Annotated in this window: 18 protein-coding genes; 8 read left to right on the top strand and 10 right to left on the bottom strand. The window is 45.8% G+C overall.

The genetic code is table 11. From position 1 onward, the window contains the following. The first annotated feature begins 78 nt into the window (after positions 1 to 78). Together AC27G9_RS09405 and AC27G9_RS09400 are read left to right on the top strand one after the other, a co-directional pair. Positions 79 to 852 (top strand): hypothetical protein, encoded by a 774-nt coding sequence (locus tag AC27G9_RS09405; RefSeq protein WP_487073401.1) that lies wholly within the window; start codon positions 79 to 81, stop codon positions 850 to 852. A 120-nt stretch (positions 853 to 972) separates the two neighbouring features. After that, positions 973 to 1704 (top strand): type 2 periplasmic-binding domain-containing protein, encoded by a 732-nt coding sequence (locus AC27G9_RS09400; protein WP_487073399.1) that lies wholly within the window; start codon positions 973 to 975, stop codon positions 1702 to 1704. A gap of 4 nt (positions 1705 to 1708) precedes the next feature. Here the strand turns inward: AC27G9_RS09400 and AC27G9_RS09395 are convergent, their stop codons facing one another. Beyond that, on the bottom strand, positions 1709 to 2191 hold the full coding sequence (locus AC27G9_RS09395; RefSeq protein WP_487073397.1) for a WbuC family cupin fold metalloprotein: 483 nt from the start codon (positions 2189 to 2191) through the stop codon (positions 1709 to 1711). A gap of 122 nt (positions 2192 to 2313) precedes the next feature. Here AC27G9_RS09395 and AC27G9_RS09390 point away from each other — a divergent pair, with 122 nt between their 5' ends. Beyond that, positions 2314 to 3492, top strand: a complete 1179-nt coding sequence (locus AC27G9_RS09390; RefSeq protein WP_487073395.1) for a DUF418 domain-containing protein — start codon at positions 2314 to 2316, stop codon at positions 3490 to 3492. Between the two features lie 24 nt (positions 3493 to 3516). On the opposite strand, the gene AC27G9_RS09385 is transcribed toward AC27G9_RS09390, so the two are convergent. Together AC27G9_RS09385 and AC27G9_RS09380 are read right to left on the bottom strand one after the other, a co-directional pair. Then, positions 3517 to 3723 carry a hypothetical protein gene (locus tag AC27G9_RS09385; protein WP_487073393.1) on the bottom strand — a complete coding sequence of 69 codons (207 nt, stop codon included), beginning with the start codon at positions 3721 to 3723 and terminating at the stop codon, positions 3517 to 3519. A gap of 108 nt (positions 3724 to 3831) precedes the next feature. After that, positions 3832 to 4689 (bottom strand): substrate-binding periplasmic protein, encoded by an 858-nt coding sequence (locus tag AC27G9_RS09380; protein WP_487073391.1) that lies wholly within the window; start codon positions 4687 to 4689, stop codon positions 3832 to 3834. A gap of 282 nt (positions 4690 to 4971) precedes the next feature. Here AC27G9_RS09380 and AC27G9_RS09375 point away from each other — a divergent pair, with 282 nt between their 5' ends. Continuing rightward, a complete protein-coding gene (locus AC27G9_RS09375; protein WP_487073389.1) occupies positions 4972 to 7494 on the top strand; it encodes a bifunctional diguanylate cyclase/phosphodiesterase in 2523 nt (840 codons plus the stop codon). 97 nt (positions 7495 to 7591) lie between these two features. Here AC27G9_RS09375 and AC27G9_RS09370 read toward each other — a convergent pair whose 3' ends face one another. Together AC27G9_RS09370 and AC27G9_RS09365 are read right to left on the bottom strand one after the other, a co-directional pair. Then, a complete protein-coding gene (locus AC27G9_RS09370) occupies positions 7592 to 8971 on the bottom strand; it encodes an FAD-dependent oxidoreductase (protein WP_487073387.1) in 1380 nt (459 codons plus the stop codon). Between the two features lie 19 nt (positions 8972 to 8990). Further along, positions 8991 to 10148: an aromatic ring-hydroxylating oxygenase subunit alpha gene (locus AC27G9_RS09365; protein ID WP_487073385.1), complete on the bottom strand. Its 1158-nt coding sequence runs from the start codon at positions 10146 to 10148 to the stop codon at positions 8991 to 8993. Positions 10149 to 10217: 69 nt separating this feature from the next. Between AC27G9_RS09365 and AC27G9_RS09360 the strand changes: the two genes are divergently transcribed. From AC27G9_RS09360 to AC27G9_RS09345, 4 genes are all read left to right on the top strand, one after another. Further along, a complete protein-coding gene (locus AC27G9_RS09360; protein ID WP_487073383.1) occupies positions 10218 to 10826 on the top strand; it encodes a TetR/AcrR family transcriptional regulator in 609 nt (202 codons plus the stop codon). Positions 10827 to 11093: 267 nt separating this feature from the next. After that, positions 11094 to 12134 (top strand): efflux RND transporter periplasmic adaptor subunit, encoded by a 1041-nt coding sequence (locus AC27G9_RS09355; protein ID WP_487073381.1) that lies wholly within the window; start codon positions 11094 to 11096, stop codon positions 12132 to 12134. Further along, a complete protein-coding gene (locus AC27G9_RS09350; RefSeq protein ID WP_487073379.1) occupies positions 12134 to 15241 on the top strand; it encodes an efflux RND transporter permease subunit in 3108 nt (1035 codons plus the stop codon). Before AC27G9_RS09355 ends, AC27G9_RS09350 begins: the two co-directional genes overlap by 1 nt. A gap of 60 nt (positions 15242 to 15301) precedes the next feature. Next, on the top strand, positions 15302 to 15946 hold the full coding sequence (locus AC27G9_RS09345; protein WP_487073377.1) for a hypothetical protein: 645 nt from the start codon (positions 15302 to 15304) through the stop codon (positions 15944 to 15946). Here the strand turns inward: AC27G9_RS09345 and AC27G9_RS09340 are convergent. The 5 genes from AC27G9_RS09340 to AC27G9_RS09320 all read right to left on the bottom strand — a co-directional run bounded on the left by AC27G9_RS09340 (position 15943) and on the right by AC27G9_RS09320 (position 20464). Further along, positions 15943 to 16590: a lysoplasmalogenase gene (locus tag AC27G9_RS09340; protein WP_487073375.1), complete on the bottom strand. Its 648-nt coding sequence runs from the start codon at positions 16588 to 16590 to the stop codon at positions 15943 to 15945. The genes AC27G9_RS09345 and AC27G9_RS09340 overlap by 4 nt on opposite strands. An 86-nt stretch (positions 16591 to 16676) precedes the next feature. Further along, positions 16677 to 17039 carry a DUF6768 family protein gene (locus AC27G9_RS09335; protein WP_487073373.1) on the bottom strand — a complete coding sequence of 121 codons (363 nt, stop codon included), beginning with the start codon at positions 17037 to 17039 and terminating at the stop codon, positions 16677 to 16679. A gap of 19 nt (positions 17040 to 17058) precedes the next feature. After that, positions 17059 to 17571, bottom strand: a complete 513-nt coding sequence (locus AC27G9_RS09330) for an RNA polymerase sigma factor (RefSeq protein ID WP_487073371.1) — start codon at positions 17569 to 17571, stop codon at positions 17059 to 17061. 243 nt (positions 17572 to 17814) lie between these two features. Then, the gene (locus tag AC27G9_RS09325) at positions 17815 to 19410 is read right to left on the bottom strand and encodes an ABC-F family ATPase (protein WP_487073369.1); all 1596 of its coding nucleotides are present in this window, start codon (positions 19408 to 19410) and stop codon (positions 17815 to 17817) included. A gap of 163 nt (positions 19411 to 19573) precedes the next feature. Next, positions 19574 to 20464, bottom strand: coding sequence for an alpha/beta fold hydrolase (locus AC27G9_RS09320; RefSeq protein WP_487073367.1), 891 nt, complete (start codon positions 20462 to 20464; stop codon positions 19574 to 19576). Positions 20465 to 20470 lie beyond the last annotated feature (6 nt).

Below are 20470 nucleotides of genomic sequence, written 5' to 3'. Positions count from 1 at the left end.
ATGTTAAAGTGAGCGCGCCCTTGAGCTTACTCCCAATTCATATAAACTAAACAGGTATCCTCTTTTTCTGGGTGATCTATGAAGTACGTTTTGTTTGTCATCGGTTTGATGGTCACTTGCGCTGCAATCGCCGATCACAATGGCCCAGATGATGAGGCCCCCCATACCATCACGTTTTGCTATGAGAACAAGCAACTCCTCCCCCATTTTGTAGGTAATACCAGTTCTATCCCTGCACACAACCCAGGAGGAGCGATAGACGTAATACAAGCATTGGATAAAGCGCTCCCCAATGTTAGCTTTGAACTTGTTCGTTATCCGTGGAGCCGTTGCTTAAAAGAGTTAGAAACCGGTAATGTGCAGAGTGTGATTGGTCGATTTACCGAAATGCGTGCGGCCTATGCCGCCTATCCACGTACAGTAGATGGTGATATCGACAAAACGAAAGCCTTCTCTAGAACGACAGCTTGTTTTCTCTACCACAAAGACTTTCCCATCGAATGGGATGGCAATAACTTAGTCAAGCCCGACGATATCATATTGTCTGTCACCCGTGGTTATCAAATGGCTGCAGATTTAAAATTGCGTGGATTTGAAGTTTATGAAACAAAGAGCAGTAACCTCGCCCATGATTTACTGTTTAATCACAGAGTCCAAGCCTCGCTAGGCAACTGCAATGAACCCAACTTACCCAAGGACGTCGTCGAGCTCAAACAACCTTATTTTGAAAACTACGGTTTCCTGATGCTTAACAAAGTGTTTGCGGTAAATCATCCCGACATAGCCGATACCATATGGTCTGCTTTAACCCAAATTGACAAAGATGCCCATTACAAAAAATACCAACATTGATTGAAGCGGTTGTACAAAGCCCAGGTTATAAAGTAGACGAAGGTATAAAGGGCATATCGTCAATATTAGCTACACTAATGAGATACGTTGACTCAATGCGCAAATCGAAGGCTATCAATTTTGAAGGGAAAGCTGGCACTTCTACTCATCGCTACTCTGTGTTTTTTCCGCGTTTCATGGGCGGAATCAAACACAGTAAAAGTGTGTACGGGAAAAGCGTACGGTGTATCTTACGATCAACTGATTGACCGGTTTCTAACTCGGGTATTCGCTGACAGCGGATTAAACGCACAAATCATTTATGTCCCTACCAAAAGAGCTGAATTTGCTTTTAAGAATCGCAATTGCGACGCTTTTTTTGCCGGCACGCAAAGTTTTGACAAATTAGTTCAGCGAGACGATATCTTTTTAGTCGACACCGAAACGATTCGGGTCAATTTGGAACTTTACGCTGCCAAACCCCAAGTATCAGGTTTCAGTTTTAATTTGAATCAGCTCAACGATGCGAATACGTCCATTGCGTTTTTCAGCAGTACCGGCATGGACCGTTTTATGACCCAATTCCCTAAAGCAGCTCACGTCCCAATCACTGCCATCGAAGATGGCGTAAAATTGTTAACCAAAGCGCGTGTTGACTATTTCATATTCCCGGTGATTATGTCTTTCAAACACGATGCTTTAGGGCAAATCCCTGAGGACAACAAGGTAGCAACGCTCGCCAATGTCGCCCTGTACATATGGTTAGACAATAGTTACCTCCCCTACAAAATGGCATTGCGTGAAAGTGTGAGTAATGCCAGAGAAAGCTTGCAGTTCAAACCCATTTTTCGCTATGCAATGAATAGTGAATAACCTATCAACTCACGCGAAAACCAAGTTTTAAGTTTTTAAGTGCTTCCAAAAATACGGGGACGTCAAGGTCTGCTTCCTCTGGTGCCCAATCTGCAAATACTTTGTCGGACTCGACTTCATAAGGGCCTTGTTTCACCTCAAAGAAAACCACAGGTTCACGACAAGTGGTGGCGTGCCACTGACCCGGTGGAATCTCTATGCCTCGACACTCTCCCTCTGCCGACAGAACCACCCTATCTGTCAGCACGCCATTATCGTCAAACAGTAAAAAATCTAATTGCCCCGAAACCACAAGAAAACATTCCCACTTATGCGCCTGCGTATGTTTGTGTGGACGAACGTAACTGTCAGGCATCATCGAAATAAACAACCTTTGTACCAAAGATGAGGCATCACGATGTAGGTTCGTATTGGCGCGCCTGCGATTACTGTTTTCGGCACGCCTGTCTATCTCAGCGAAAAACGCCGCATCGAACGGTATTGCCATAGAAAAAACTCCGATTAGCCAAGTCAGATGACAAAAAATACACGACTTTTGTGTCTACATCCCCTTGTTTATGGTATCAACGCTATAACAACAACACGCAATGCAATATGAATGGATTCAACATGACGACAGTGGCTCACGGAAACAGGATTGGCTATCTCGATTTTCTCAGAGGTATCGCCGTACTAGGCTTACTCTTAATGAACATCACCGATATGGGAATGTTCTCCTTCGGCTATGTCTCTCCTGACCCAACACCGATGTCTGACGACATAATTCAAGTAATGCGAATGGGTGTTTTTGACGGCCGATTTCGAAGCCTGTTTTGCCTGTTGTTTGGTATTGGCTTGTATTTGCAATTCGAATCTTTTTCCCGCAACGAGTTAGATGCTCAGGCAGTACTCAAACGTCGTTTGTGGTGGTTACTTGCCATCGGTTTCGTTCACGGCATTCTCATTTGGCCTGGTGATATCCTCACCGCGTATGCGTTATGTGGCTTTTTAGTGATTCGCCACCTTGATTGGAACGCGCAAGACCTGATAAAACGGGGGATCGTGTTCTTTATCATTGGCATCGCATTCGATCTCCTGTTGCTAGCTTCAAGTTGGTCATCAGATACCAGTGGCGCAGAAGATAGCAGCATGTTGTACGAATACGCCGAGTTAATGCCAGAGGGTTACCTCGGATATGTAGTGGAAAATGCTATTTGGGTTGGCTCAATTTTGGCTGTATTTCCCTTTCTTCTGCTGTTTTACGTATCGAGCATTATGTATTTGGGACTTGGCTTGTTCAAGCACGGCCAACTTAAATCAGGATTTGGCAAGTTTGGTATGTGGATGTTACTTGTCAGCACTGCGGTTATCTCAATAACGGACATGTTGCTGTACTTTTTCTCCCCACATATTGCTTACAACGTAAGCGGCTTTTTCGGTTCAATTTCAGGACTAACAATGGCTATGTTGATTTGGCACTGGGTATTGCGCAGTAAAGTGTATTTGCGTAAGACCTTTTTGACTGACGCCATTTTGCGCTGCGGTAGAATGGCTCTAACGATGTATTTGATGCAATCAATAGTCGGTGTCACCCTTTTGCGGTTCATTTATCCTGAGTGGAACCTCACAGCAACCTTACTGGACTTCACCATTTTGGCCCTATGCATGATAGTCGCGCAGCTGTTTATCGCTTACCACTATTTTCAATATTTCACACAAGGGCCGATTGAATTCATGTGGAGAAAATTAGTCAACGCCAAAGCAAACATCGGGAACATAGAAACGTCAGACAATGCCAAACATTCCTGATAAGACTCGGGCGGGAAGAGGTATTCAGTGAATGGTGGGTTTGAGGCTCGCCAGTCTCTGATGTAAGGCAACATAATCACGTAAACTGATAGCGCGTCTCTGTAATTCTCGATTCAACAGGTTAACCATCTTTTGCCACTGCACTTCACAACCTAAAATGAGCTGTGACTCAAGTATCGACATCTGTGCATCAACAGGTAGTAAATCGGTATCTCGGATAATAGTTAGCACTGCAACGTCCCAATGGTCCTAAACTCACATAGAGTGTAGAACGACATGTCGCATCAAACTTTGTTCTAAATCAATAAACGCTATTGATGTGATGATTGGGAAACGAAATTACAACTTCAAAAACAGTGACGAGTCGTCAATCGGCGTATCACTCGGTAGAAACGGATTTTCCAATGTTACGATTCGCTTGTCAGTCCATTGCTTTAAAGGGTATAAGTTTTTGGTCAATGGGTGAGACATCATGTAAGTATCAAACTCACCAGACGCTATCATCGCCTTTAAACCTTCTTCAATGACTGATGCCAGTGCTTCTTGGTCTGCTCTCACGAAAAAGTAAATCGGAAATGGGTAATACAAAATAGTATCGTCATAAACACTCAGGTTTGGTGACTTTCGTTGTGCTTGTTCTAATTCGCCATAAGCCTCAAAGATGGCTCGAGGAAAATAGTCACAGCGGCCTAAACTCACCATTTCAAACATTCTTTTGTACAGAGCGACTGGTGCAACCGCATAATCATTGTGCTCAAGTATTTTAGTATCAGGCCAATGCTCCCCTTGGCACGCTACCCTTTGCTTGAGGGAATCAATGTTCATAGCAGCGAAGTCGCCGACGACGTCTTTGCGTATAATCGATACTCGGTACCCCAGAAGGCCTTTCATTAAGGGAACGCGAATCGCCAAAAAGCGTCGTTCCCTAGCTAATGTGGTCCCAGTCCAATATACATCAATAAAACCGTTCTCTAACAGCTGTAGCATACGGCCTTGACTCAACCCAGAAGCGTCGACAGTTTTGAGTTCAAATGCCTCTATGGAGGCATGCTTCAGCGCAGCTTGCAACAAATCAAAATAATAAGCCTGTGCGACGTCAATCTCAGATTGACGACTGATCACTTTCAATGTTTTGGCGTTGATTGCAGGTGCGAGGAACAAAACCAATACCAGAAATGTTCGCAAGAATAATTTCATACGTGGTCACGAAAACTCAAACTGTGACCAGTATTAAAGAATTAGTAAGGCTTGTCTATCAAGCAACCGATAAGTCATCAATTAAGCTGAAATACGATTGATAAAAACCTATTCAGTTAGACTTTAGTATAGATAATAAGTCTGGTAGATTTGCAAAACGACGGTGTAAACATGAACTCGACTTAGTCCATGTTCATCTCTCGTTCTACCATATTGAGCAGTTAAGGCAGAAAAAGTGTGTCGATAAATAACGATCGCAAACAGTTAACAAAGTCAGCGTTCTTGAAACTTTGTAGTGAGCACAAACTCGAGTTAATCGAGCAACTGCGCGCACTGAATCAAATCGTCAAGGCGGACTTTCTATTTATTGCCACTTTAGGTGACGAAGCCAATACCGCAAAAACCGTCGCAACGCTCGTCGACGGTGAACCTCAAGCAAGCATGACTTACCCGCTATTGAATACACCTTGCGAAACAGTATTCGACAAACACGCTTGCGTTATTCCCTTTGACGTACAAGAAATTTATCCCGATGACGATATGTTAGGAGAATACAGTTTAGAAGGTTATGTTGGCTGCCCGATCACCTTGGAAAATGATCAAACTGTCGCCATTATCGTTGGCTTGTTTCGCAACACGTTAATGGATGTAGAAGAATATAAATCGCTGTTTGAACTCTTCTCTGAGAATATTGCTAATTATATCGAAAGTGCGTTCCACGCTAGCCAGTTGAAGCTTAGAACCGATCTACTCAATGAAGTGTGTGCACTATCAAATGTTGGTGCATGGGAATACGACAAAGTGCAAGACTCCTTGTACTGGTCACCAGAAGTGTACCGAATTTATGGCCTAGTCGAATCCACCGATATTTCGCCAGAAGTTGGCGTAAAGTTCTACCATCCAGAAGATGTTGCGACCATCACCTATTTATTCGAGCGCGCCATGAGTATAGGTGAGGAATATACAATCGAATTGCGAATGATTGACACCGAAGGAAACCATAAATGGGTCAGAACATCGGGCAAGCCCAGATTTGGCCAAGACGGGCAGATTATTGGTGTTTATGGTGCGCTAGAAGATATCACGGCTGAAATACAACGGTTTGAAGAAGAAGCGAAGAAAGCGCGCTCAATTGAGGATATCTTCAACAATTTTAATGACGCTGTAATCATCTGTGATGATGTTGGCGAAATATTACAAGTCAATCAAGCGGCGACGCGGATATTTGGCTATAGCCAAACTGAGTTTTTAGCGATGACTGTCGAAGAGTTAATGCCAGAGCCCTATCGTTCGTCACACAAAGGGTACATGTTGCGCTATCTCAAAACTGGGGAATCCCACATTATGGGAGTCGGCCGACAACTCCCTGCGCTGAGAAAAAATGGTGAAAGCTTCCAAATGGAGCTATCCCTCACAGAGAGTGGCTTGAACACGAAAGCCAAGTTTATCGGCATCGTAAGAGACATCAGTGAGCGTATCCAAGCGCAAGACACTGTATACAAAATGGCCTACACCGACCCACTCACCGGCCTAAAGAATCGAGCATGGTTCGTAAAAACGTTGCAAACTCAACTCGAATCGTTACAGCGTTCTGATGACTATTTGTTTTGCGCTATCATCGATATCGACAAACTGGCTCAATGGAACCATAAGTTCAGTATTACGGCTGGGAATCAAATCGTCCATGACATAGGCCGCTTGCTCGAAACGCGCTGTGCAGAAACCTTTTACTTATTTAAGAATGGCGCAGATTCCTTCATTGTCGTCGCTAAACGCCCTGTCAAAACTGCAGAGCAAGGCGCGCAACTACAACATCAACTTATCAGCGATATCAGTACTGAGCATTCTTTTTCACTTCAAGTTGCACAAGAGCACATCAGCGCTTCAGTTAGCACGGGAAGCGCATTACTAGAGGGTAAGCGTTGTAGTGTAGAGAGCTTATTTTCGACCCTTGAATACGCGGTCAAAAAAGCTAAAGCTTGTGCACCTTATGGTCACTTCTATCTCGACGCTCAAAGCCAAGAGGCTTATGAGAGAAGTCGAAAAATAAAGCATGAAATAGACAGCATTGCCACTTCAGGGAAGGGGCTTCGACTCGTACTTCAACCCCAATTTGATGAGAATGACCAGATTGTTTCATCCGAAGCACTGGTTCGCTGGCAATCCGATGAATTCGGTGCTGTTAGCCCTGCCGAGTTCATCCCTATTGCAGAAGAAAGTAATGCCATCATCAATATTGATGAATGGGTCATCGACAAAGTTTGTGAGCTTCTGTCCGGATTACAGCAAAATGGGGTTAACACAAAAGTGTCAGTCAATGTCAGTGGTAAACACCTACTACATGTTGGCTTTAAAGACTTCCTGATGAAAACCATCAATAAGTGGCAAGTCGAGCCAAGCTGTCTCATGCTCGAGCTCACAGAAACCACGTTAGTCACTGATATAGAAGCCGTTCGCCAACTCATGTTGAACCTGAAAGCCAGTGGCTTCGCCTTCTCTATTGATGACTTTGGCACGGGCTATAGCAGCCTTGCCTATTTACAATCCTTACCGATTGCCGAGCTAAAGATTGATAAGCGATTTGTTGATGGTATCGAGAATGAGGAGAGTGACTCAGCTAAAGGTATCGTCAAACTCATCGTCGACATGGCAAGCGTATTGAAAACCCAAACCGTTGCTGAGGGTGTTGAAACCGAGCAGCAGTCTCAGTACCTCAGAGCCATTGGTTGTGATGCTCTACAAGGTTTTTTGAAGTCGAAACCACTAGAAACTGCAGACTGGCTTGCGGCTTTAAACGCTGGCTAGGGCCAGCAAACACAGGCTCGTTGACGCAGAATATTTAGCGCTATGCATTTAGTCGCTTACCCGTCTACTGCGTTTACGTTTAACGCACTTGGTCTTTTCACCACTCAACTTGACAGGCTGCTTGATAAGACTTGGCTTGACTGATAAAGCTTCCCGTTACCACAAACCCCACTTGCCGTCCCAGTTCGTCGACAAACCTCGCCTTCACGCCGCTGTGCGATTTCGCATCAATTTGCCAATGACCCTCGACGTTTTCTGGGCGATAAAACACCAAAGGGTGAGATTGCGTTTTTACAGAGACAGGCATGACGCCATAATCGAGAGGCGCTTGGCGTCCATTCAACGTCGCCGTTAATGACGTCACTTGTTTATTAAGCGCACCAACAAAAGGCCTGACTTGCGCGTTAAACTCTACACAATCCCCTAAGGCGAAGACATCTTGATGAGAAGTCTGCATCCATTCATTGACGACAATTCCCCGATTGCAATTCAGTCCTGCCGACTTCGCCAGCGTTAAATTGGGGGAAATCCCGACGGCAGTCAATATCACATCGACAGTTAACGAGATACCAGATGATAGGTGAGCCGAGAGCTGATTGTACTCTCGAGTAATGCTATCAACCGATTGGTTGAAAAAGCACTCCACGCCTTCAGAGGCTATAGCTTGGGTCACAATACTTGAGACTTCATCACCTATCTTCGAAGACATAAATCCGGCGTTAGAATCGACGATTGAAACGCGAAACCCAGAACAAGTGAGATCGTTGGCAAATTCAGAACCAATCAAGCCCGCGCCTATAATCAATATCGAACCATTGGGCTTCAAAAGCGTTCTTAGACGAGCATAGTCATCCAAGCTATTCACGTTGACTACACCTGGCAGCTCGATACCGCAAATCGACGGCACTACCGGTCTGGAGCCATTCGCAAGTACCAGCTTGCCATAATTGATGTCTGCACCACTTTTTAATACCACTCGATTTTTGCTGGTATCGACACGCTCTACCGCAGTGTGGGTGAATACAGTCAAGTCAAATTGTCTTGCCATATCCTCAGCACTTGCTTTTGCCATCGCGTTGGCAGATTTTTTCGCTGAAAACCCATTAGAGAGTGAAGGCTTTGCATAGTAAGTGCCATTATCACTAGTGATGAGATAAATGGGTCTAGACTGGGATGTTTCACGTAACGATTTTGCTAAACCATACCCCGCTAGCCCTGTGCCTATGATAACAATCGGATCGCCTATTGAAGCGCCAGTGGCCGGCGGCTGAATCGTCTCCATAGCCATGTTATCGTCGGTTTCGGCAATCGCCTGCATATCAAAATCAGTTTTGCCGACACCGCATTCGGGACAACTCCAGTTATCGGGAATGTCTTCCCATCGCGTCCCCGGTGCTATCCCTTCCTCCGGGCACCCCAGAGCCTCGTCATACACCCAATTACAAATCTGACATTCCCACGTTTTGAACGACGACATCCTCTCCCCCAAACCCGCATTAGGCTTTTTTAATATAGCTATCGATTACCGTGTTAAACGCCGCTAATGCCCACTCATTTCGACCATACTGAATATAAGGCAAAGCCATCTCATCAATTGAGGATTGAATCGATTCTCCCAGTTGCCAGTCTTCATCCAGTGTTTCATTCGTAATGTGATGATTTTTCTGCCAATGTCGCCGCTGTTCGTTATCATCTAAGTTCGCATTAACGGGTATCAAGGTTGTTACCGTGATTTCCGTTTCTTCTGGCCCTTTTGGATTAAACTGAATCCAATCTACGTGCTCTTTTTGAATCAATAGGGCGGCACTAGGCAGTAAATAAAACAGAGTATGGCTACAGTCATGCAGAGATAAGTTCTCAGATTGATGAGTTGGCGTAGGCGACAATGATTTGGTTGGCATCACCACCCGAAAATGTTGGTCAATCTGGTCAATAACGGCGATGTTGTTGTGAAAATAAGGCGCAATTGTGCCTTTGTGAGCGAACGAAAAGTGATAGGTTTCTAAGCCGCCTTCTGCAAATAGTTTCCAATTTCCTTTCCATAATTTGGTCGTGGTTTGGAACACTTTGAGTTCATCGGGCTTTAGCCATGTTAAATGAGCGGCCATTCCCTTGAGGTGGGTTGTCAAATGCGTGTCTGCATTCTCATTATTCTTGAGTCCCGGACACAGCCAAATGAAACCAAATTTTTCGATACAACCTAGTGACAGCAAACCATTTTGTGCTTTATCCAAATTGGGAAAGCACTGCTGTTGACCAGGCACATTGCTCAGCTCGCCATTGGTGGAGTACGACCAAGCATGGTAAGGGCAAACTAATCGTTTACTACACCCCTTCCCATTGACAAGTCGAGCTCCCCGATGCCGACAACTATTGCGCAGGACATGAGCTTTACCGTTTGCATCGCGACTAACAATCAATGAACCGACAGGCGTTTCAACCGACTGATAGCTATTCGCTTCAGGGAGTGAAGAGGAGTGCAATACGATTGTAGGCAGTTTCGCAAAAATGCCGTGGCATTCTTGCTCAAAGCGCTGCTGGTCTTTATATCTATCAATATTGACCCTCGTTTCTTCGCCAACCAACGATGTTGTTTTATTCGCAATGTTTTGTTTTGCACTTTCGATTAAAGCAATTTCGATATCATTGTTCATTTTTTCAACCTTTATCGCAAAGAACTTACCACTCGGTAAGTTTTTACAAGATACTTACCGAGTGGTAAGATGTCAACATCTAATCTAGGAACCAAAGATGTGAAGAAAAATACGCGTGAAGACTTGCTCATGCATGCCGAGGTGTTGTTTTCTAAAAATGGGTTTTACGGCACAAGCATCAATGATATTGCGAAAGAGGTAAAAGTGAGTAAACAAGCCTTGCTTCACCATTTTTCGACTAAAGAAAAAATATATGCAGCCGTACTCGAAAACGCCGCTGAACATTTGAATGAGTTTGTATCAGAGGTGACACGCAAAGAACCAAACGCTAAGGAACAGCTTAGAAGCGTATTCTATGACATGGCTGAAGCCTCCGATAAACGGCTGCGGGTAATTATATTGTTGCTTCGAGAGCTGCTCGACAACCCCGAAAGAGCACCGTCGGCAAACAAATGGTTTTTAAGGCCATTTCTAGATGCATTAACGCAGATTGCAGTACAGGCAACTCAAAAACCTGAACCACAAGCCTTAGCTTTGGTTTATCACTTACTGGGCGCAACACAATATTTCGTGGTGTCACAACCTACCTTGCAGAAGTTGTATTCGAAAGACGAATTTAGACAATTTAAGCTAGCGCATTGCCACCTTATTGAAGATTCACTGAGCAAAGATATCTGATCACGATGCTGCCTAATGGCAGCGCGTGTTAATCTCAAAATATCGTTCTCTCACCGTGTCTGCAAGAAGCAGAGTGATCAACTTGATTCTGGTTTGCGTAATAGCCCGCATTAGATATCTATAAATAGAAACGTGTGTAATTATCGATAAAGACTAAAATCGATACACAGCGTCATTGCTAAGTTCAGCTACATTTATCTTCGGCTAGGCGATGTGATGTAATAAAAACTCACGTATTCATATATTTAACGCGGAGTCCATACTCGAATGAAGTTGCTAGCCACATCAGCCTTATACATGCTCATTGCCATCCTGAGCATCAATACGTCAAACGCGCAGGCTCAATCTAGAGGACGTGGCGGCCCAAAATTGGTTGTATTAGAACCGGTATCGTATTTACATGAATCTAAACGCGTTGAAGCGGTAGGCAGTGCCGAAGCCGTACGCTCAGTGATCATCTTTCCTGCCGTCTCCGACGAAGTAACAGACGTGCGCTTTAAACCAGGCCAGTTCGTTAACAAAGATCAAGTGTTGGTAAAATTGGACGACCGTCGCCAGTCCGCTGCGGTTCAACGAGCGACATTGCAACTTCAAGACGCAGAGCGAAACCTCAAACGCTTGATAGATAGCCGCGCCAGTGGAGCCGTGCCGCAAAGCCAAGTGGATGACGCCAGAACCTTGAGAGATTTGGCGAAAGTGACACTGGATGAGGCGATGACTGAGCTAGAGGACAGGACCATAGTGGCGCCGTTTGACGGCGTTGTCGGGATTACTGATATTGAAATCGGAGACCGTATTACGCCACAAACCGCGATTACGACTATTGATGACAGAAGTCAGCTTTTTATTAATTTTGACGCCCCTGAAGCCGCCGTTGATATTCTGATGAACAACCCTGTCGTGACCTTGTCTCCGTGGTCAAATCGCACTATCAATATCGACGCTACGATTGCGCAAATCGACAGCCGTATCAACGAAACTGACCGTTCGATTCGCGCGCGGGCTTTACTCAACAACGACAAAGACGAATACCGCCCAGGTATGAGCTTCCGTGTAAACCTTTCCCATGAAGGGCCTGAATACGCCGCTGTGCCAGAAGCATCTTTATTGTGGTCAGCGTACGGCGCGTATGTATGGAAAGCCATCGATGGTAAAGCGACTCGCGTAGATGTAGAAGTAAAACAACGCTTGCGCGGAACGATTTTGGTGAGCGGCGAACTCGACCAAGGAGAGTTACTTATCGTTGAAGGTATCCAGCGCTTGAGAGAAGGTCAAGACGTCCGTACAGATATGGCACAGGCAAAATAATGAAATTTCAGCAGCCCCAAACCAACGACTTGCCTTCGCTGTCAATTCGTCGTCCCATTCTGATTATTGTTCTAAATCTATTGATTGCCATTGCTGGCTTTGCGGCCATGAATGGCCTTGAAGTCCGTGAGTTACCCGACGTCGACCGCCCGACTATCACAGTGACCGCACAATACCCCGGGGCTTCGCCTGAAACGGTAGATGCCGAGGTCACCAACCGGCTCGAAGGTGCTGTCGCCCGGGTCAGCGGTGTTAAAAATATCTATGCGCAGAGTGAAGAAAATTCCGCTCGTGTCAGGGTCGAATTTCGCCCGGGAATTAACTTAGAAGACGCGGCAAATGAAACCCGAGAGTCGGTATCTCGCGTACAACGCCAGCTGCCAGAAGACGTAGAGAATCTCGCTATCATTCGCGCCGATAGTGATGCCAGAGCAATTGTCAGTATTGCGGTATCCAGTGAAGTGGTCGATATGGAAACCCTCACACAGCGAGTAGAAACTGACATCGCCCCGATGTTTTTGAGTATTCCTGGTGTCGCCGACGTCAGTCTCAGTGGTGATCGAGAACGCGTACTCAGAGTAGCGGTTGATCCACTGCGTTTGACCAGTTATGGACTATCGATGACAGATGTTGCCGCGGCTCTGCGGCTTGCCCCGTTTGATGTGCCAGCGGGCAGTATTCAATCCAAGGACCAAGCATTAATCGTTCGCGCCGATGCTACCTCTTTGTCTGCTGATGACGTAGCCAACATTGTGCTCCAAGACAACATTCGCATCAGCGATGTAGCTAGCACTTACTTTAGTCCATCAGATGCCATCAGTATGGTTAGATTAGACGGCTCGGCTGTCGTTGGCCTTGGCATTATTCGCCAAGCAAGTTCTAACACGATTGAGATTTCAGATGAAGTGCTCACTATGGTGGAGCGACTCAACCGTCGATTCAGCGATTTAGATATCGTTGTAACCAATGACGACGCTGAGTTTATTCGAGATTCAGTCAGTGAAGTGGTGAGATCACTGAGCTTTACTATCGGTCTGGTGATACTCACGCTATTGCTCTTTATTGGTAGTTGGCGCGCGACGATTGTGCCAGCGTTATCCATCCCTATTTCTCTTGCCGGTGCGCTAGCAATCATATGGGGATTGGGATTTTCTATTAACATTCTGACGTTATTGGCACTCGTACTGGCGACCGGTTTGATTGTTGACGACGCCATTGTAGTCTCTGAAAACATTCAGCGTCGACGAGCTATGGGGTTAGGCCCCAGAGCTGCCGCAGTTATCGGCTCTCGGGAGGTCTTCTTTGCGGTTATCGCGACAACAGCAGTCTTAGCATCGGTGTTCATACCGATAGCGTTTCTTCCCTCCGCGGCGGGGCGACTGTTTAGAGAATTTGGTGGTGTCTTGGCAGGAGCTGTCATCATCTCGTCTTTCGTTGCCCTGTCTATTGTGCCGGCATTGACCGCAAAACTACCGGTGAAAAAAGCCAAAGATAAGCCCAGTTTGTTTGCTGCGACCTTTGGTCGTTTTGGCGTGGCCTGTATGAATGGCTACCAACGCAGTTTGGTTTGGTCATTGAAATACGGCTGGTTCATTCTATTACTCAGTGTGGGCTCGGCAATTGGCGCCTATTTTGTTGCTAACAACATCCAGCAAGAACTGCTACCCAGTGAAGATCGCGGGACCATTAATATTTTTGCTCGAGGGCCAGACGGTGCAGGTATCAACTTTATGGACCGTCAGGCCAAAAAGATGGAGTCGGTGCTCTTACCCTACGTCGAAAACGGTACTATCGACTCCATCTATACCGTCGTAGGCCGTTGGGACCCCAATATCGTATTTATTCAGGCGCCACTGAAACACTGGGACGACCGCGACAAGTCGCTACAAGAAATCGTGGGTGAAATTCGTCCCAAGCTACAGGCTATTCCCGGTGCACCTGCGTCGCCATTTGGTGGCAACAGCTTGAACTTACGTGGCCAAGGCGGTGGTATGGAATTCGCTATCACAGGTGATACTTACAGTCGAATATACGACGCCGCACTGGCTCTGACAGCGAAACTTGAACAAGAGATGCCTGATTTGGGTAGAACTCGGGTGAGCTATGAACCGACCCAACCTCAAATGCGTGTGAACATCGACCGCCAACGGGCACAGGAACTCGGCGTGCCACTAAATGATATCGCCAGTACGTTGAGAGCCGCGGTAAATAGCGACAACATTGCCGATTTGAATGTTGGAGACCAAGCGATACCCATTTTATTGCAAACGAACAACAGAAACGTTCGCGACCCAGCGATGATCACTAACCTGTATGTGAAATCGAATACCGGTACCCTAGTCCCATTATCCAGCTTGGCGTACATCACTGAGGAAGGGGTCGCCGCCGAACTCGAGCGACAAGCACAGCGTCGGGCGATTCAGGTTAGCGTTGACTTACCTGAATCAGTGCCATTAAACGAAGTCGTCGACGAGATTCGTGCTATCGCTGATGATACCCTACCCGACGGTATCGGTATCGTGTTCCTAGGTGAAGCACAAACCTACGAGGAGACGTCAAAACAGGTCATGATGACATACATTTTGGCATTCGTGATCGTACTACTTGTCCTTGCCGCACAGTTCGAAAACATCAACAGTGCTGTGGTTGTCATGTTAACGGTTCCCTTTGGTATAGCCGCGGCAATTTATGCCCTATTCCTCACCGGCACCTCAATCAATGTCTATTCTCAAATCGGCTTAGTTATGTTGATTGGCTTACTCGCCAAAAATGCCATCTTGCTAATAGAATTTGCCGATCAAAAACGAGACCAAGGACAAAGCGTATACGACGCGATTGTCGAAGCGGGCAAGGTGCGATTACGTCCTATCATGATGACCTTGATGTCTACGGTACTTGGCGGCTTGCCGTTAATCTTGTCTACTGGCGCTGGTGCAGAATCGAGAAACGCCATCGGATGGGTGGTATTCGGCGGATTGGGTATCGCGGTGGTATTTACGTTATACCTTACACCTGTTTTGTACTATTGGATGGCGCGATTAACCAAACCAAGAGCTGATGAAGCCATCAGGCTGGAACAAGAATTGGAAGCGGCGGAACAGCAGTAATATACACATAGGCTCGGTTTTTGCTGAGAGACATCATCTCAGCATGATAAACCGAGCCTAATGATGCAAATCGACCAACGTCTCTCACTTTTTGATTACCTTTCTTCCCCAGATAAAGGTAAAAGTGCGCTGTCGAATATCGCCTCTAATTCCACCAGCACTACGATTGAAAACGATATTCAAACACTTTCGAGTCCACTGGCGGATAACGCTGTCAACGAGTTGTTAGATCGCATTGAGTCCGGCGATACCAACATCTCTCTTTCGACAATCGGCAACCTACTTGAGCACAATCGGTCATTGCTCACCGCAGACCTGCAAGACGTTGCCACAAAACTTAACCTGCCCGAGGACATTCGAATCGAGCGCAGTCAGAACGGATGGCAAATCGAACTTAGTGAAAACGAGCAAACCAATGATGCACTAGGTCGACTTCAGGCATATATCGATAAAAGTCAGGCGGTGCAAACTAAGCTTAATCAAGTCAGTCAACTATCAGAAATGTTCGAGCAAGGGCTTACCCGCAATTTCGCTAACGATTTGAAAAGTGCGTCTACCGCCGACGACGATATTGTTGCATTTCTGAGTGAAACGCGACAAATCATACAAGGGAATTCAGGGTTTAATTTATCTGCTAAAGGGCTATTCAGCGACGCCGATGGCGTCGCCAAAACCGAATATGACAAACGAACCGAAGCGAGTTAATTTGCTTTAGCAACCTCGGTGACCGCCAACTCTTGTTTTGCTATGCCTGTTACAATTAAATATTGTGCAAGATAATACGTGACCATTATCAAGAAACTTTCATAAGGCAGTGGCACAACAAACTTGTTAATAGCGATAAGCGAATCGGATAACACGAACACCCCCGCCCCTATCGCGGTCTGGGCCACGCCGTTCGTCCAAACCACTGAACCGCAAGTCATCAACATCAACGTGCTTGTGTAAAACAGTACCAGCCACATCAACTCCCCAGTTGTAGGAACAACGACACCACCTACTAGGCAAAATGTCACTACGATTAACGCTACGGGAAGTCGTTTAGCACGTGCCCAGTTTGGCGATGAAAAAAAGAACACGGCGTAACACAATTGAGCACAGGCGAACGCGAGTAACCCCGCCTGAAAGTTAAAAGAAAACGTCAAGGCTAAAAAGATATCGCCAAGGGATGAGAAGCCAATGGCAGCCAACACCAAAGGTTTTCTTGCCACAGGCTGACGCCACAACCATATGAGTAGAATGAAAATGGGGAGCGCTTTGTGAGCAGGCTGCGCGTCGTAACCTGATAAAGGCAGCAGCGCCAAATAGGAGATGGCAGCGGCCCAAAATACTGTCGTTATCCCTCGCATATCTCACCTTATCATTGTTGTTATTGTATGTATGAGAGTCATCGCGCCTGCCTTGGCGCAAGTCGTTACGAGTTATTGTGCCAGTCTTACACAGATAAATCACCCTTGCGCAATAAGATTAGCCGCAATTCTCGAGACAAATAATTGCGATTGGTTTGCATGAAAATCCAGAGTTTTGTTGCGACTTGGGCGTTAAAACTCAACATGAGACAAACACCCCAAAACACCTCGTGCTCCGGCGCAGCTGTAAAGAATTGATAACCGCAAAAAAACATTACAATACTCAATACGATCGCTATCACGTATCCGATTTTCACCAACCAGCTCAATGGCGTTTCAAACCCCATTTTCATATATCCAGCAAGCGAATTGTCCTCGCTCATGAGGGTGTCTAGTGCTTTGGCTTGCTCGGCAAGGTCGGCTTTCAGTTTCTGTTCAAAATCGTTCATACATACCTCTTTTTTCGGTTTATGACTCGTAATATTGGCGTAAGGTTTCTCTGGCCCTCGCGAGCCTAGATTTGACCGTTCCAACGGGAACCCCAAGCACTAAGGCCGTTTCGTTCACAGATAGTTCGTTCAAGTAAAACAACTCCACTACGTCTCGCTCTTTTGCTTCTAATTGGCGAAGTGAAGGCATCAGGTCCAGAACATCGGTATCGATGTCATTTACAGTCACGTCGGTGGTGGGAGATTCACATACTAACGTCTTTTGAGCGGCCCGTTGCCAATCCAAAATTTCCCAGCGCAACGCTTTATACAACCAGCTCCTGAACAATGAGACGTCTTGAAGCATTACCACTCGCTTATTGATTTTTAACCATACGTTTTGCACCAGGTCCTCTGCGCTTGACGCTTCTCCCGTTCTAGCAATGGCAAAGCGATGCATGGGAACAACAAAATGGCGATATAGCTTTTGCAATGCTCGCTGGTCGCCGGATTTGTAATCCATTACCAATAAATCGATTTCTTCGGGTTTCACAGTAAGTCCATTAAGGCAGAAGTTGCATCAAAAGCACGAGAACTTTCATAATCGCGACTAACAGCGCACGTAACACTGACAGTTCAACCAACATAAAACAGTTTACAATCTCTAAGTAAAACGATAGCACAGCAAGCCTCTTTAGATTCTAGGTGGTTTACTGTAAAGACGAAGCAGGAGCGGAAACGGTTCTTGAAAAAGAAAAAATGGCAGCGAACGCTGCCATTTGGAGGTAATTTAATTTTAATGGTTCGCGGCGCGATGGGCTAAGAACTCATCATAAGTACCCTTGAAGTGCTCGAGCTTGTTGTCATGAATAGCGATAACTTCTGTCGCCAAGGATGAGACGAATTCTCGGTCATGACTAACGAAAATCAATGTACCTTCGTACATCTCAAGTGCCATATTCAATGACTCAATAGACTCCATATCCAAATGGTTTGTTGGTTCGTCCATAATCAAGACATTCGTTTCTTGAAGAATCAATTTCCCAAACAACAAACGGTTTTTCTCACCACCAGAGCAAACACTGACTTTTTTCTTAGAGTCTTCCGCCGAGAACAACATGCGACCCAAGGTACCGCGAATCACTTGGTCATCATCGGTAGGTTTGCGCCACTGGCTCATCCAGTCAAATAGGTTCATATCTACATCGAAGATATCGTTACTGTCTTGAGGGCAATATCCCAACGTCGCATTTTCAGACCAGTTGATCACGCCTTCTAGCGCTTCTAACTCTGCCATAAGACAGCGCAAGAACGTCGTTTTCCCCACACCATTGTCGCCAATCACCGCTAATTTAGCACCGGCTTCTAAAATCAAATTACCGCCACTAAACAGGGTCTCGCCTTCAAACCCATGCCCTACGTTTTCAAGAATGAGCGCCTGACGATGAAGCTTCTTCTGCTGATTAAAGCGGATGAAGGGGTTCACGCGGCTTGAAGGTTTGATGTCGTCGAGCTTAATCTTTTCAAGCTGCTTAGCACGAGATGTCGCCTGTTTGGCTTTCGATGCATTTGCAGAAAATCGAGCAACGAACTTTTGTAATTCAGTAATTTGCGCGGACTTTTTGGCGTTTGCCGCCATCATCGTTTCTCGCGCCTGCGTCGATGCCAGCATGAAGTCATCGTAGTTACCCGGATAGACTCGTAGCTCTCCATAGTCAATATCGGCCATGTGAGTGCACACTGAGTTAAGGAAATGTCTATCGTGCGAGATCACAACCATAGTTGAACTGTATTCATTAAGAATGTTTTCAAGCCACTGAATTGAATCAATGTCCAAGTTATTGGTTGGTTCATCAAGCAACAAAATATCTGGCTCTGAGAATAGCGCTTGAGCTAGTAGTACACGGAGTTTCCAACCGGGTGCTACCTCGCTCATTAAACCGTAGTGCACATCTTGAGAGATACCCGCACCGATTAGGATCTCCCCTGCGCGACTCTCTGCGCTATAGCCGTCCATCTCGGCGAACTGGGATTCAAGTTCAGCAACTTTAATCCCGTCTTCCTCGCTCATTTCAGGCAAGCTGTAAATTCGATCTCTTTCCTGCTTAATTTCCCACAGCTCCTTGTGTCCCATGATAACAGTATCAATCACCGAGTAAGCCTCAAACGCAAACTGGTCCTGATTCAATTTACCCACTCGCTGATTCGGGGTGACTGACACATTGCCTGAAGACGGAGCCAGCGTGCCATCAAGGATTTTCATCAGCGTAGATTTACCGCAACCATTGGCGCCAATCAAACCATAGCGATTGCCGTTGCCAAACTTGACTGAGATATTTTCAAATAGCGGTTTGCTACCAAACTGCATGGTAACATTGGATACTGTAATCATAACTTTTCCGGAAACAATAAGACGGGACAGTGCAGACTCGCGAAGTCTGTACATGGAATACGCGCACTATAAAGCCTGCGCTTAAAAAGTCTACGGTTTAATTCAAAAAAGTCGCCGACAAACACAATGGCAGTGACAACTTTCAGTCACTCATAAATGTAAGCTAGGTGATACCATGGAATTGTAGGATGGCATTTAACACCTGTTCTGGAGCTTCTACTTGGGGGTAATGCCCTATTTCTGGGAGCTTTACAACATCTGGCTTTTCGACTAACTCACAGTAGCGCTCTACCATGTGCTCACCGGATATGGGGTCGACTAGGCCATTGATGAACCTTACCGGGTATGGCGGTGCCACAAGCGCGCCTACCCATCTTTCACGGTACATCACACGTTCTTTGAGATAGCAGATAAGCTTATTAAATCGATAAGCACCACCGTTGTAGTGAATCAAAGACCAAAATTCATCAAGTTCCTGTTCGCTGGGTTGAGTGTTGGGCCCAAAAATAGGTGCGAAACTCTTACCGAATTGTCGTCTGTTTTGTAGTCGAGTCACTAACCAGCCCAAAGGGCTTGCCAATAGTTTCTGGATAAAACGTGGGCGATGAACTTCGGGAAACAAACCTCCGTTGGTTAAGACAACAGAAGTAATATCAAAAGTGTGTGTCTGTTCGTTATGCTGACGCCGTGCCATCAACTCTTGGGTGACGGTATCACCATAGTCATGGGCGACAATACGTGCTTTCTTTATCGATAACTCAGCTAATAATGCCTCAACAATATCGGCTTGCTCCAAAATGGAATAGTCGTGCCGGCTCGGTTTATCCGACCAGCCATAACCAAGCAGATCGAGCGTAATCAACCGATAGTACTTAGCAAGTTCAGGCCAAACTGCACACCAGTCCCAAGAAGAGGTAGGAAAACCGTGAATCAGTACCAACACTTCATTTGATTGCGATTTTGAATCTCGGAAAAATACGCGATGTTGTTGGTACTGAAAATATTCGCCTTGTTGCTTCCAGTCCATCAATGTCATTGTCGTATCGGCAGCCATAATAAG

It is taken from the genome of Alteromonas sp. 5NS40-0096, from assembly GCF_057544385.1.
This window is presented reverse-complemented; position numbering and strand designations above follow the sequence as displayed.